Source organism: Lysinibacillus sp. NPDC098008 (genome assembly GCF_044760715.1).
In the GTDB taxonomy this organism is placed as follows: domain Bacteria; phylum Bacillota; class Bacilli; order Bacillales_A; family Planococcaceae; genus Lysinibacillus.
In genome coordinates this window covers 1-14,498 of sequence record NZ_JBIWBA010000042.1, presented here as the reverse complement: position 1 = coordinate 14,498, position 14,498 = coordinate 1, and the positions used below count along the sequence as shown (strand labels likewise).

The 14,498-nt window shown below is 36.0% G+C and carries 15 protein-coding genes; 7 read left to right on the top strand and 8 right to left on the bottom strand.

All coding sequences use genetic code 11. The features are described from left to right. Positions 1-125: 125 nt before the first annotated feature. The 4 genes from ACIQVU_RS19625 to ACIQVU_RS19610 form a co-directional block, all read right to left on the bottom strand. Positions 126-599, bottom strand: coding sequence for a hypothetical protein (locus ACIQVU_RS19625; RefSeq protein WP_402896910.1), 474 nt, complete (start codon positions 597-599; stop codon positions 126-128). 326 nt (positions 600-925) lie between these two features. After that, the gene (locus tag ACIQVU_RS19620; RefSeq protein WP_402896908.1) at positions 926-1,468 is read right to left on the bottom strand and encodes a hypothetical protein; all 543 of its coding nucleotides are present in this window, start codon (positions 1,466-1,468) and stop codon (positions 926-928) included. Between the two features lie 17 nt (positions 1,469-1,485). Next, positions 1,486-1,641 (bottom strand): hypothetical protein, encoded by a 156-nt coding sequence (locus tag ACIQVU_RS19615; RefSeq protein ID WP_340807130.1) that lies wholly within the window; start codon positions 1,639-1,641, stop codon positions 1,486-1,488. Positions 1,642-2,070: 429 nt separating this feature from the next. After that, complete coding sequence (locus ACIQVU_RS19610; protein WP_340807129.1) at positions 2,071-3,921, bottom strand: transglycosylase domain-containing protein; 1,851 nt, start codon at positions 3,919-3,921, stop codon at positions 2,071-2,073. Positions 3,922-4,293: 372 nt separating this feature from the next. Here ACIQVU_RS19610 and ACIQVU_RS19605 point away from each other — a divergent pair, with 372 nt between their 5' ends. Together ACIQVU_RS19605 and ACIQVU_RS19600 are read left to right on the top strand one after the other, a co-directional pair. Next, a complete protein-coding gene (locus tag ACIQVU_RS19605) occupies positions 4,294-4,881 on the top strand; it encodes a peptidylprolyl isomerase (RefSeq protein ID WP_340807128.1) in 588 nt (195 codons plus the stop codon). Between the two features lie 22 nt (positions 4,882-4,903). After that, positions 4,904-5,116 (top strand): hypothetical protein, encoded by a 213-nt coding sequence (locus tag ACIQVU_RS19600; protein ID WP_340807127.1) that lies wholly within the window; start codon positions 4,904-4,906, stop codon positions 5,114-5,116. 45 nt (positions 5,117-5,161) lie between these two features. On the opposite strand, the gene ACIQVU_RS19595 is transcribed toward ACIQVU_RS19600, so the two are convergent. Together ACIQVU_RS19595 and ACIQVU_RS19590 are read right to left on the bottom strand one after the other, a co-directional pair. Next, the gene (locus ACIQVU_RS19595) at positions 5,162-6,589 is read right to left on the bottom strand and encodes a magnesium transporter CorA family protein (protein WP_402896905.1); all 1,428 of its coding nucleotides are present in this window, start codon (positions 6,587-6,589) and stop codon (positions 5,162-5,164) included. A gap of 113 nt (positions 6,590-6,702) precedes the next feature. Then, positions 6,703-7,875: a MalY/PatB family protein gene (locus tag ACIQVU_RS19590; RefSeq protein ID WP_402896903.1), complete on the bottom strand. Its 1,173-nt coding sequence runs from the start codon at positions 7,873-7,875 to the stop codon at positions 6,703-6,705. Between the two features lie 72 nt (positions 7,876-7,947). On the opposite strand from ACIQVU_RS19590, the gene ACIQVU_RS19585 reads away from it, so the two are divergent. Further along, positions 7,948-8,208 carry a DUF1871 family protein gene (locus tag ACIQVU_RS19585; protein WP_340807121.1) on the top strand — a complete coding sequence of 87 codons (261 nt, stop codon included), beginning with the start codon at positions 7,948-7,950 and terminating at the stop codon, positions 8,206-8,208. A 177-nt stretch (positions 8,209-8,385) separates the two neighbouring features. On the opposite strand, the gene ACIQVU_RS19580 is transcribed toward ACIQVU_RS19585, so the two are convergent. Next, positions 8,386-9,726, bottom strand: a complete 1,341-nt coding sequence (locus ACIQVU_RS19580; protein WP_340807119.1) for a sodium-dependent transporter — start codon at positions 9,724-9,726, stop codon at positions 8,386-8,388. Positions 9,727-9,919: 193 nt separating this feature from the next. On the opposite strand from ACIQVU_RS19580, the gene ACIQVU_RS19575 reads away from it, so the two are divergent. The 3 genes from ACIQVU_RS19575 (at position 9,920) to yugI (ending at position 12,581) form a co-directional block, all read left to right on the top strand. After that, entirely contained in the window at positions 9,920-10,471 is a 552-nt protein-coding gene (locus ACIQVU_RS19575) for an RNA polymerase sigma factor (protein ID WP_340807117.1), read from the top strand. Continuing rightward, positions 10,464-12,116, top strand: coding sequence for a hypothetical protein (locus ACIQVU_RS19570; RefSeq protein WP_402896900.1), 1,653 nt, complete (start codon positions 10,464-10,466; stop codon positions 12,114-12,116). The genes ACIQVU_RS19575 and ACIQVU_RS19570 overlap by 8 nt, the downstream gene beginning before the upstream one ends. Positions 12,117-12,203: 87 nt before the next feature. Then, the gene (gene yugI / locus ACIQVU_RS19565; RefSeq protein ID WP_340807115.1) at positions 12,204-12,581 is read left to right on the top strand and encodes a S1 domain-containing post-transcriptional regulator GSP13; all 378 of its coding nucleotides are present in this window, start codon (positions 12,204-12,206) and stop codon (positions 12,579-12,581) included. Positions 12,582-12,622: 41 nt separating this feature from the next. Here yugI and ACIQVU_RS19560 read toward each other — a convergent pair whose 3' ends face one another. Beyond that, positions 12,623-13,945, bottom strand: coding sequence for an AAA-type ATPase lid domain-containing protein (locus tag ACIQVU_RS19560; protein WP_402896898.1), 1,323 nt, complete (start codon positions 13,943-13,945; stop codon positions 12,623-12,625). Positions 13,946-14,088: 143 nt separating this feature from the next. Here ACIQVU_RS19560 and ACIQVU_RS19555 point away from each other — a divergent pair. Beyond that, positions 14,089-14,498 (top strand): aldehyde dehydrogenase family protein (locus tag ACIQVU_RS19555; protein ID WP_402896896.1); only part of this gene is annotated, 410 nt, incomplete at its 3' end.

The window sequence follows — 14,498 nt, the reverse complement described above, 5'->3', positions numbered from 1 at the left end:
AAAATGAATGTTATTTTTGTGATTTATTAAAGTATATGTGTTCTAATAACGCAAAAAAATGTTAGACCAAACTTGTAAATGGTCTAACATTTTTTTCTTTTGTCCCAGCCTTGTTTTTTAGAGGCTTATTGTGAAACTGTATGAAGGTTTTGAATCATGCCAGCATCAATGATTTGTTCTTGCTGTTGTTCATGAAGCGTATAGGAAATTTTAAGTTGTCGCTCAGGATTTTTCTTCACATCATTTAGCTGAAGGGCTAAAATAAGCGTTGCTTCTTTTTCAATAGCCCATTGTTGAATGCTTTGTAATTCACCTAGCTCGTCCTTACTGCATTGATAAATATCTGGCTTTTTATCACTTGCCCCTGCATAAAATTGATAGTGGATTGTAGGCTCGGCGTTGATGAAAGTAATATCGTTAATCACGACATTGTCATTACCTATCCACTTAATCGGTGTGACAATAAAATAATCCTTGCCATTCTCCAAAGGCATTGTAGCTATTTCCTCTATTACAAATTGCGCTTCATTGCTTTGTTTACTACAGCCTACTAATAAAAGCCCCAATACAAGTAAAACGACAGATAACTTGCTCTCCATAATCACGCACTCCTTATTATACAGCTATTTAAACTTATCTATTAGAGGTCTTTTTTATCTTGCAAGAGTGACAAATATGCTTGGGAATATTGGATATTGGGTACAGTATTAAAAATCAAAAACTCGCATGTACAGTTATGTGCTTAAATATCGAAATATTCGGGAGTTTTAGTTAAGATTTATCAGATGTACTCAATAATTAAGATAAAAAAGTTGAAAAACAGTATCTTACAGTTCATCAAGTAAATTGTGAACTGAGACACTGTTTTTAATATGATTTTATTCTAAAACTTTAATTAATTTACTATAAATATAGTATTGATTTATTAGTATAAAGAAAATGTATGACTAATTTGGTGGAACTTTCTGTAGGTATGTGTATTACCACTTGTAGCAGTTAAACTGAATCCAGCTGCTGAAAATCCACTGCTAATGCTTCTATTAACTTTATATTCTAAGTTACCAGCAGCTCTAAAGGAAACAGTAGTGCTACTAGCTTTAGAAGCTGTTTGATATCCATTAGCCCAAGTATAAGAGCCTGAACCACCTGGTAAAACAAATGCAGTTCCAGAGTTTACTGATACAACTTCTCTAAATGATCCCGAGCTATAAATTACTGTGTCTACTCCATATGTTACATATGCATAGTTTGAAACTACAGTATCAGTTTTTCGCATTAGATAATTAGTATTAGCTTGTGTTCCTACTGACCCAATTGTTTCTATTGGTGTAACTGAATACGTGTTTGCAACATTTGTTAGAGGAATTGCATTATTTGTATTAGTCATTGAGTTTTCCAATAAGTTATTGTATAAAGGCTTATCTGAATATTTTGCATGAATTTTTTTAGTTTCTTCAAATATAGCCAATTGCTGAATATAATTTTCTAAATTCTTTGTTGATCCATTACTTTAGAAAATGAGTCTAGCTCTTGCTGTGAGTTTTCAAAAGTGGTAGCTGCAAAAGTAGTTACTGATTCCCCTGCTAATAAGCTTGTAGCCAATACACCAACAGAAAATGCTTTTAATACTTTACTGTTCATAAACTATTGATACCACCTTTTATTTTTTGTATTTTAATAGAAATGGAGATAAATTTATAGGCTTAAGCCAGTAGCTTACTCGAGTAAATATACAATAACAGGGATTTATGAAAAAACAATAAGTTACTATTTTTTCATTTTTTGTATTTAATAGCTATTTTAATACATAAAGTAGAGTGTTGGGGTGTTTTGAAATGTAATTATTTTTAAAGTTAAAATTATGAAGAGATGATATGTTCTCTAGTAGGTAGATAGATGAAAAATAAAAATCATCTACTACTTACTAGAGATTTTTTGTATAAGTGTTTTATGATTTTTATTGCAAAAAAGCTAAAGGGCTTGAGTCTATTAAAATTTCATAACCTAAGCTTTCCTTAATATAATGTTTTCATTATTTGATTTTCTACTTGATAAAAAAACTGGTATTTATTATTCTAGTAAAACATTAAATAATTGATGATGGATTTTGTATTGTTCTAAGCTTTGCATGGATTGGGGTTTGTCGTAGCCTAGCCATACTGCTGCTGTGTAGCGATCGTTGAGACCAGCAAGCCAGTAATCTCGGTAGTCATTCGTTGTACCTGTTTTTGCCCCAATATAGCTACTGTTGCTGTAAACCCCTTGACCTGTGCCATTTGCCACAACATCTGCTAATAGTTCATGCATATATTGGACAGTTTTTGCTGACCAAATTTGCTCGCGCTCTGTATTCCAGCTATAAAGTGTTGTTCCATCCAGCGCTGTTACTTTTCGAATACTATGTGCAAGCGCATAAGACCCATCAATAAAGCTTGTATAAGCATCAGCTAGCTCTAATGCTGTTACTCCATATGTTAGCCCACCCAATGATGCAGCATAATTACGATCCCTATCCACAATGGAGCGGAAGTGGAAACGATCTAAATAATGAAAGGCTGTGTCAATCCCAACTGTTTGGAACAGTCGTAATGCTGATGTATTGTAGCTATAACGAAATGCTGTGCGTATAGATACATCCCCATATGTGTAGCCTCCATAGTTTTGTGGACAAAATGAGCCAATACAATAATTGCCACCATTTACAGTAGAGTCAGGTGTATAGGTTGTCGTTTCAAAAAAAGGTGCATAAACAGCAAGTGGCTTAAAGGCAGAGCCTGGCTGACGTGTACCTTGAAAGGCACGATGATAATCAAATTTTTCATAGCTTTTCCCCGCATAGAGGCTAACAACTTCTCGTGATTGATTGTCAATAACAGCTCCTGCTGCTTGCAATTGACCTGCCCCTAAGATAGCTGTCATATTATTTTCATCATGAAGCTGCTTAGTTGGGTCGAGAGCTGTGTAAATAATAAGTCCATTTTGCAATAATGATTGAAGTCGATTATCTAGCTGTGCTTTAATGGTTTTCTTCTCTTCTTCACTATTTGTATAGTTAAGGCGATCTGTATAGCCTTCTGTATCAGCTACTAACCATTTTAACTCCTGTAAAACATAGGTACTGTACATAGGATAGCTTTGAATTTTCTCTTTAATGTTTAATGTAATTGTTTCAGCCTTATATGCTTCAGCATTTTCTTTAGTAATGGAGCCATTTGCTGCTAATGTATCTAATAAGCGTTCCTGCCTTGCTTTTGTTTGGTCAAAATTTTTTAATGGGTTATAAAGTGATGGATTGTTTGGAATAGCAGCAATAAAAGCTATTTCAGCAATAGATAATTGTTGGAGAGGCTTTTGAAAATAATAGGTGGCTGCTCCACCAATTCCATACACTTGATTGCTAAAATAGGATTCGTTCAAATACATTGTTAAAATAGCTTCTTTATCAAATTCTTTTTCTAATTCATAGGCATAAAAAAGCTCTGTTAATTTTCGTTCATATGTTTTTTCCTCTGATAAATAACGCATACGAACGAGTTGCTGTGTGATGGTACTACCACCTTGAGAGGTTGTATTTGTATTAGAATTGGCTACAACTGCACGAATAATGGCACTTAAGTCAAAGCCAATATGCTCATAAAAATCAGCATCCTCACTAGCAATAAATATTTCCTGGGCAATTTGTGGAATTTCTTGTAATGTAAGTGGCTGTCGCCATTCGACATATTCCTCACTAAATGTTTGTCCATCTCGATCAATTAGTGTTACAGGGAGCTGTGTTTGCACTTCGGGTAAATGAATAGCTTGAGCAAGCTGTTTCTCATGTGCTTGAGCTGTATGAATCTCAGCCCGAATATTTGTACTAATCCACCATAGTGCAGGTAATGATAGTAGTATAATAAAAAAACCAAAAGCTTTTTTCATAGGTGCCTCCATAATTTCTATCAATCACCTCATAGAATAACATATTTTGGCTTAACACCAAATACATGTTTAAACGATCATTATGAAAAGTGCAAAAATCGTCAATACTTTGATGAAGAAAACGAGCGGGAAGTATGTTAGACTAAAATGAGGTCAGAAAGGATGAACCATCATCTTTTTCATCCCGTATTAACAGGCTAGCTAATCTCCGCTTCAACATGTACGTTCAAGCCAAAACGTTTAAGCAAAGGTTCAATAGTCTGTAAAAAACCCGGTTGGTGAAGCTTCCAATTAACAGGGATAAAGAAAATCCCCACTGAGTGAAGATTCACTTTATCGAAACTGAATTATACATTTAAAGGAGAGACTTCAATGTTTCCACAATTAACAACAGATGTACAAGCAGGCGAAGTGCTTGTAGAAATGAACACAACACTAGGCACAATCAAAATTAAATTATTTCCAGAGCAGGCGCCTAAAACAGTTGAAAACTTTTTAGGTCATGCAAAATCAGGCTATTATAACGGCATTATTTTCCACCGTGTTATTCAGGACTTTATGATTCAAGGTGGTGACCCAACTGGTACTGGTATGGGTGGCGAATCTATTTGGGGCGATTCTTTTGAAGATGAGTTCTCTAATGAATTATTTAACCTACGTGGTGCGCTATCAATGGCAAATGCAGGTCCAAACACAAACGGTTCTCAATTCTTTATTGTACAAATGAAGCACCTGCCAAGCGATATGCTGCGTCAATTACAAGGTGCAGGCTTCCCAGAAGAAATTATTGAAGCCTATGCACAAAATGGAGGAACACCTTGGTTAGACCATAAACATACGGTATTCGGTCATGTTGTAGAAGGTATGGATATTGTGGATAAAATTGCAGAGGTAGAAAAAGACTTCCGTGATAAGCCACTAGAAGATGTGAAAATTGAGTCAATTACAGTCTTTGAATAATAAGCAAAAGGACGTGTAGTATATGGAAAACTTAATGTATCAATTTTTATATTTCCCAGAAGATAAATCAGGCTATATTCCAGCAGCTTTTGAATTTTTAATTATGCTTATTTTATGTATTGGAGTTTTTATGCTTCTTCGTAAAATTTCTAAAAAGCAAGAAATAAAGTCGAAAGAAATTGAAGCACGTATTTTAGCAGAAAAGAACAATACAAATCACCAGCAAAATATTTAGCCAAAAAAGAATCTGCTTCACTCTGCACGAGGAGAAGCAGATTTTTTATTTATATTTCTTTCGATAACGTCGCATATTGTTTTGAAGCATTTTGAACGCAGTCAAACAGACAAGTACAAGGGATAAGCCAATGCCGCTTAACGCTGTAATAAAGGCTATCCATTCAAATAGTGTATAGCTCCAAATACTATCGAACTCCTTGCTATCCTTCCAGCCATCAATGACTAAATTCATCCCGTAAATGCCTGATATTACGGTAAAGACTGTTAAAATAAATAATAAATTATTGCTTCGACTATCTGATTGATCCTCTTGAATACGATATAAACTATCCAGTGTGGATTTTGTTTCTAGATAATGCTCCTGAATATTAAAAAATTTGCGTAGCATCTGTGAAATTTCTCTGCCCTCTGTGCGAACAACTACTTCTTCAAAGTAATAGCGTGCAGAAAACTTCGTAATAAGCTCGATTAATTCATTCACAACTAGCTTATCCTTACCCCATTTGATTTCACTATATTCATAGGAAAGCTTTAGCAGCATCATTTTGTAAAAGTAGTGAATAAAAAGATTATAATAATGAATGCCCATAAATTCTTGAATACTATGTGTGCATTTTTCTATGGGCAAATTTGTTAAGGTTATTTGTGCTTGCGCTGAAGTAACCATATAACTATTTGGTGCCCAGCGTGTATGTGAATGTTCCTGCACGTAATTAGCGATATATTTAGGATTTGTGCTAGAAATAAAAGGTTTACCTTCAGGCGTTCTTCCATCAACTTGCCCTAATCGAAATAAATGTTCAGGCAATAGCTCTGAAGCTTCCTCACTAATTAAATAAGCCGCAGCAAACATTCGTTCATCTTCAAAAAAAGGTAATCCTTTATAAATATCGTCTTGCTGGTGCAATAGGAAGGGCTGTAAATAAGGAATAAAATGATTAAATAATAATTCACTTGTTGATAAAAAATCACCAAATGGAAAGTGATGAATAGCCCCTTTTTCTTCTCTTAATTTTGCCTCTAACACTCTAAAATAGTGGATAAAATGAAGAATATCGCTTATATCGTGCGCTGTATCAGTAATGCTTGTTCGGACTGTTAAAATACCATTGCCAAAGGGACATAATGTAATATCAATGCTCATTACCTCATAATTCAAATGATTTTCTTGATATTGCAAGGAGCCTTGTGTATAAAATGCTTTTGAAAAACGAGTAAAGTCTGAGCTATTTATAGTGGCTGGAAATAATTTATCTTCAAGAAAGGGGTAGAAAAATTGGTCAAGCTCCTCATGAACAATGGAAATATCTCCGTAAAAGGCATTTTCAAGAGCTGTATTGTCTAATGTGAAAAAGGAAAAACCTTCTTGCAGTAGGACAGCAGAGATTTCCTGACGATTATTTGTGCGATAAGCGAAAGGAAAAAGGAATGTCATATAGGATTGCTTAATCGTTAATGGTGCTACATCCATTTGAAACACCTCTTTAATTATGTAATTGTTAAAAACTTTTCCACCAATTTATATTTTTAAACATACAAGGAGCTGTCTAGGAAGCTTTTATATTCCTAACAGCTCCTTATATGTTATTGTATAAAGGCTTTTTTAAAACGCTCTACGCCATCCTGAACTGTTTCAAATGAACAAGCTACATTCATACGTAAGAAACCACGACCTTCTTCGCCGTATTTTGTTCCTGGCTCTAGTCCCAGTTTACCAATTTCTAATAAACGCTTCATAACATTCTTTTCGTCAAGCGCTAATTGTCGATAATCAATCCATAGTAAGTACGTGGATTGCGGCTTTGCTACATAAATGCCCGGAATTTTCTCTAGCTCTGCTTTTACATAGTCCATATTAGCAGAAATATACGAAAGCAATTCCTCCAACCAAGGAGCGCCTTCTGTATAAGCCGCGTGAAGTGCTACAGGGGCAAATGAATTTAATAGACCTTGTCCACTTGCCATATTGACTGCCTCTAATTGAAGACGCTTTTTCTTATCTGTCACAATCATATAAGCAACTTGAATACCAGCTAGGTTAAACGTTTTAGTAGGAGCCATACATGTGATAATACGATCTATTTCATCACCTGCAATTTTTGCTAATGGAGTATGCTTTTCACCATTTAACATTAGATCGGCATGAATCTCATCAGAAATAATTAAAACATCGTATTTTGCACAAAGGCGGATAATTTCCTTTAATGTTGCCTCATCCCATACATAGCCACCTGGATTATGAGGATTACATAATATATAGGCTTTTATATTTTGAGCAAGAGCCTGTTCAAAGGCTTCAAAATCATAGGTAAATGTTCCGTCCTTTTCAACCAAAGGACAACTAACAACTTCACGAGCATTGTTTTTCGGTATCGTAAAGAATGGTGGATAGATTGGTGATGAAATCAATATTTTATCATTAGGCTCTGTTAATGCGACAATGCAATTCGCTAAAGCAGCAACAACACCATTACAGAATAAAATAGAGTCTTTATGAATTTGCCAATCATGATGAGCCTTTTGCCAGTCTACGATTGACTGTAAAGCTTCTTCACCAATCAAGCTATAGCCAAAAACAGCGTGCTCCAAATATTGCTGTAAAGCCTTTGTAACGGCTGCTGGAGGAGCAAAATCCATATCGGCTACCCACATAGGTAAAATATCTGATGCATCTTGAAGCCCATAAACTTTTTCCATTGCATCCCATTTGATAGAGTTTGTGTAACGGCGTTTAATCGTTTGATCAAAAATAGACAAGCAAATCACTCTTTTCTTTTTTATTTACTATGGTATCATACGAATATGATTAAAGGATAATAGGTGAGTATTTTGGAAAATATAAAAATGAATCAAGCAGCAGTACATCTATTAGAGGAGTGGGACCCATTCCACTTAGGTTCAGATCATTATGATACAGAAACAGCAGATGTTGTTGCAGCATTGCAAGGAATTGACGACCCATCAACACTTGCAAAGGTTATTCAAGAAACATATGAGCATTCGTTTGAACAATGGATACCATTTGAAGAGTGTGTAGCCATTTCTTACAAACTAATTGCCATTAAATTTGAAGCAAAATGTATTATCTAATATATTTTGCATAATTTAAGATAAAAAAGTGGCTGGCCAAAAAGATAATCCCTTTTTGGTCAGCCTAGCTTCTATAATAGCTATTCGCTAGAATTATTGCTTCTGCAGTAGTCACAATAAACTATCACTATCCTTGTTGCAAAGGAGCCGTTTCAGACGGCTCTTTTTTTATTGAAACTACTTAAATAATGGTAAAACACCCTGAATAAAAATAATAAAAATAGCAATTGGGGAGATATAGCGTATTAATATATACCAAATGTTGAACATCGTACTGGAGGCAGCAAGCTCCTTACGCGAAATATCTTTTGTGTAATAATAGCCAGCAAATATCGAAATGAATAATGCGCCTATTGGCATACCAATACTGTTAGTGAGAAAATCAACAAAGTCAAAAATGGAGCGATCTAAAATTTGTACATCCGATAATATACCGAATGACAATGCACTTGGAATACCAACGATAAAGATAATGATACCACCAATCCAAGCAATCTTTCTCCGTTTTTCGGGCTGCTCTCCAATCGCAATGGCAACAACAATTTCAAGCATAGAAATGGAAGAAGTGACTGTTGCAAAAAGCAGGAGTATAAAGAAAATCGTTAAGAATAGTCCACCAAGAGGTAGCTGCTCAAAAACAGCTGGCAAAATAATAAAGACAAGACCAGGTCCTTGGTCAGGCGTATAGCCAAGCGCAAATACCGCTGGAAAAATAACTAGACCTGCAAGCAGTGAAATGATAATATTCATGGATGCTACGTTGATGGCTGAGTTGCCAATCTTCTCTGTTTTAGAGAGATAAGAAGCATAGGTAATCATTACCGCAATACCGACACTTAATGAGAAAAAGGCTTGTCCTAAAGCCATTAAAAAAGTTTCTGCGTTAAAATAAGACCAATCAGGTACAAACATAAATTTAACGCCTTCCATCGCCCCATCTAATGTTAAAGAGCGTATAACTAAGACAATAAAGAAAATAAAGAGCAAAGGCATCATCCAAGTGCTTGCCTTTTCAATGCCACCTTTAATTCCTGCTGAAACAATCACGACTGTTAATAACATAAACAAACCCTGCACAAGAACAGCTTCAAAGGGGCTTGAAATAATACTGCCAAATAAATCTGCATAGTTGATATCAGCATTCGTATTTGTAAGCTTAAACGTAATGGCACGACCTAGATAGCTTAAAATCCACCCACCTACAACACTATAGAACGATAGGATAAGACCAGCGATAATCATCCCACCCCAACCGATGAGATACCATGGTTTTCCTGGCGCTTGCTCTTTAAAAGATGTGACAGCATCCTTTTGACCTCGACGACCAATCATAAACTCTGCTATGAGCACTGGTAAGCCGATAAAAAATGTACATAAAATAAATAATAAAATAAAGACACTACCGCCATTTGTGCCAGCCATATAGGGGAACTTCCAAATCGCTCCTAGCCCAATGGCACTTCCTGCGGCTGCTAAAATAAATCCAATTTTAGTTGTAAATTGATCTCTCGATGACACGAAAATAATCCTCCTTATATTAAAGTTTTATTTTACCGCAATATTTTTATAACACAAGCAAATATCTGAAAATTGCTGATAGCTATTTCTAAAAGAGATATGAGTCATCTACCTCCTTTTTACATAAATAACAATTAAATTATGTAACAATTAGAAAGGTTTCCTCGTTCCATAGACAAAAGGGGGGATTATTTTGATAGAAGCTGAACTAATCTTAAAAGCACAGCAAGGGGAGAAAGAGGCATATATTGAGCTTATTCAAATTCATCAACGAACTGTAGAAAAATTCGCCTTTCAATGTGGTGTACATAGTAATGATTTAGCAGATGTGTCACAGGAAGTATTTGTGAAGCTATATCGCTTTTTACATCAATTTAAACAGGATCGTTTTACAACATGGCTCTATAAAATTACCTTAAATGCAACTCGTGATTATTATCGTAAGGAGCAACGGCAGCAAGCAAAAGAGCAAAAGCTTCATGCGCAACCACAGCACACATCAACTTCCTCCGCAGAAGAATTTATGCTGTTATTTGAAGAGGATAGGCTGCTCCATAATGCCATTCAAGCACTCGATGAAAAGTATCGCTATCCGCTCGTATTGTATTACTTTCATGAATTAAAATACGAGGAAATTGCAGAGGTGCTTAACATTTCATTATCAACGGTGAAGGTGCGATTATTACGAGCGAAGGAAAGGCTAAAGGTAGCATTAATGCAGGAGGGGTGTGCTGAAAATGGATGATAAACAATTTGAGAAACGTATGGCATTGCTAAAAAAATCCTATGATCGACTGGACACACAGCTAGACCCGAGCAAGGTGCTAGAGCAAATTGATAAGGAGGATGCGGTACACAATACACAACCAATCCCTGTAAAGCGTAAGAAAGCTTCTGTTTGGCTAGTCAGCATAGCGAGTGTATTTTTGTTAGGTATTTTAGGAACATCCTATAGAATTCAACAACCAGAGGAACCTTTAAATAGTGAGCAACAAATTATGCAAGAAAAGCAGGAGGAGCAGCAGAAAACATATCAAGATTGGGTGAAGGAGCTCACAGAGAAATATAAGCATCAAAAGGAGGAAATTAGAAAAGAATTAATGGTTTCCTTAGATGAACTCAATGCTTTTCCGTATATCCAAAACATAGAAAATGAATTTAATGGTTATACGAGCAATAAATCTGCTGAACGAATAACAGCGGAAATGGCAGAAAATTTACAGCACATGGAAGATAGCGTGCTGGAAAAATTAACAACGCCAAAGCGACTGTTTGAGGCTATTGACGGTAAAAGACTATTAACGTTTGAGGAATCCTATAAAATTTATGATTTATATGAGCAGCCAGCCATTCAATTAGAATCATTTTACAGCGGTTTACTGGAACCATATGAGCATCTACTTAAGAAAAAAGTACCTAGTAGTCAGTATCCATTGGAATTACAAATTATTATCGAAACAGCCAACGAGCAGGGGATGGAGCTTTCTATCAATGATAATGGCTCCTATGCTTTTAAAGCGAACCCCATTAATGGGGCATTTGCATTTGAGGAAGCTAAATATCTTCACCCTGATAGTTTAGGCTATTTTGAGTACTCACAAAAAGGCTATTTAGTAATGGATAAGGATGATGTACGCTATTCACTTGAGGAAACATTAGAGATATTAGCATCGTTTGAACGTACATTATTAGCGGATAAAAATTCAGGTTCAACGTATTATTATATGCTGCGCGATAGATTTGAATATACATGGGCGGCATTGCTTAGAGGTACGCCAAAGCATCCTGCATTGTTAGCGGATGGCACGATTAACAAAGACTATATTACATTGTTACAGCAAGTAGCAGATGGTAAACATAGCAAGGTTGTGAGGCAAATTGCTGCAACGATTTTACAGGAGCTGGCACAGCAACAAACATCCACGACACGAGATGGATTAGCTGCCTATGATATTTGGCAAGCCCTTTTACAAGCAAAAGGGAAAAAAGCAGGATTTAGAAATTATGATACGTTTCACTTTAGCTATATGGATGAAGCGGAGGCTGTACGGATTGACAAGCTATATCAGCAATATAGAGAAGGTGGCAAAGAGGCATTGCTTAATCAATTAAGCCCGATTGATATGGTTGCGCTTTATTTATATGCCATTATGGTTGGAGATCAAGCTTTACAGCAAGCATTAGTTATGCCCAATACAGTAATGGATACAAGTCGATTCAACCATCTTGACAGTTTAACAGCTATTAGTCAATTAGGAGAATCTAATGCGCCTCACAAATATCCATTAGTATCTGTTCGCATGAAGGAGGATTCGAATGATAAAGCAGTCATTATTAAATTAATGAAAAATAATAATGGTCATAACCGAATCATTGGCATAGCGGATTAAGGAGATGATTTTTTGCCCCGATTTTACACGTATGTTATAATTTAAGCGATATATACGTAGCAAACAAAAAGAAAGTGGGCAAAGGTTATGGCAAAAAAATATGAATTAGGAGACGTGTTGACCGGAAAAGTGACAGGTATTCAACCATACGGTGCATTTGTTGCACTCGATGAAAACACACAGGGTCTTGTACATATTTCGGAGATAACGTACGGATTTGTAAAGGACGTTAGTGAGTTTTTAGCTGTCGGGCAAGAAGTAGAAGTAAAAATTCTTGAAATCGATGAAGAGGCCGAAAAAATTAGTTTATCGATGAGAGCACTTCAAGACCGCCCAACAACAGTACGCAAAAAAGATGCACCACCACGTAAATCATTACAGGATCGTGTGGATGAGTCGGATGCCAATGGTTTTAATTCGTTAAAGGATAAATTGCAGGACTGGATTGAACAATCCGGACAATAGAGGATAGGGATACTTTCGATGAGGAAGGTATCCCTATTTTTTTATTGCTCAGAATGTAGGTTATTTTTGATTTTTCTAATGCGATATTGTAGGTTTTGACGACTCATTCCAAGTGCATTTGCTGCTTTTGTAATATTACCCTCATATAAATTTAAGACATTTTGCACATAATAGGATTCGGCTTCACGTAAATAGGCATCAAGTGGCATCACATCATGATTTTGTTGAAACATAAAAAATTCTGGCTCACGATTATTCGTATTTTGCTGCTGTACTTTAAAGCGAAAATGCAATGGCAATAAATCTGATGTAACTGTTGATTCAGTTGTCATAAATGACACGATTTCATCCAGCAATAGCTCAAGCTCTTTTAAATTACCTGGCCAATCGTATTGCAAAAATAATTCCTGAACATCTGGTGCAAGCTCCATCACTTGAGAGGCAAAGCGTTCTCGATGACGGCTAAAATAATCCTCTACAAATGGTAAAATATCTTCTTTACGATCAGTTAAGTTAGGAATCGTAATCGCCATTTTTGCAAAGAAATAATACAGTGACTTGGATAGCTTTTTTTCGGCAATTAATGTAATAGGGTCACTGCCCACACTGCCAATAAGCATATACTTGGACTGTGGCAGAGCTTGCAGCATGGCTAGTAGCTGCTCCTGAATATCTAAGCTTAAAAAATCAATACGTTCAAAGAAAAAGGTATAGTCTTTATCTTCTTCTAACAGCTGCTTTAATTTATCGAGCACTGATTGAGCAGAACGTCGACTAACAAGTGTTACAAATGCTTCAGAATCAGGAGAGGCTGCATGGTGAATGCCTTCTGCAACTAAATCCTTGCCTGTGCCAGATTCGCCAATTAATAATACAGGTAATTTCACAGCCGCTGCCTTTTTGGCATCTTCAATCACTTGCTTCATGGATGCCGAGGCTGCTTTAATCATATCGAATGTTAATGGCTCATCATAGCGGCGAAGGGGTTGATAAACAAGCTTTTCAAGTGATGTAATATCTCGCGCAAATTCAATCGCACCAATAAGTTTATTTTCAACAAAGAGTGGAAAAGTATCATTGATGGTCGTGATTTCATGCCCGTTTTTATTCCAATAAGTTTGTTTAACGTTAATTTCTTTTTTGCCTGTTTGCAAAACACGCATTAATGTACTTTCATGCTGACGGAAGGAAAACATTTCGATAATGGAACGATCCGCTAGCTCATCAAAATGGAAGCCTTCAATTTCTTTCATTTTTGTATTGTAAATAATCGTTTTGCCAGATAAGTCTACTGCATGAATACCAACGGATACATTTGTTGCAATAAACTCATAAAAAGGTAGTAAAGGTTCAGAATTTTTCATAAAAGTGAACACCTCGAAAAATTTTACTTGAAATATGCAACGAAATTTTGCATTATAATAAGTGTAAGAATATTTTATACGCAAAAATATTTTGCGTCAATGTTTTTTGCATACTCAAATACATCTTACTAGGAGGATTAAGAATGATTCCATACAAACACGAACCATTTACAGATTTTACACAAGAGGCAAACTACAATGCTTATGTAGAGGCTTTAAATAAAGTAGAAGGCTACTTAGGGCAAGACTACCCACTGATTATCGGTGGCGAGCGCATTACAACAGAGGATAAAATTGTTTCCTACAACCCTGCTAAGAAAACAGAAGTGGTGGGTCGCGTATCAAAAGCGAGCCAAGAGCTAGCTGAAAAAGCGATGCAAGAGGCAGACAAAGCATTTAAAACATGGAAAAAGGTTGATCCTGCTATTCGTGCAGATGTACTTTTCAAAGCAGCAGCGATTGTGCGTCGTCGTAAGCATGAATTCTCAGCTTTATTAACAAAGGAAGCAGGAAAACCATGGGCTGAGGCAGATGCAGATACAGCAGAAGCGAT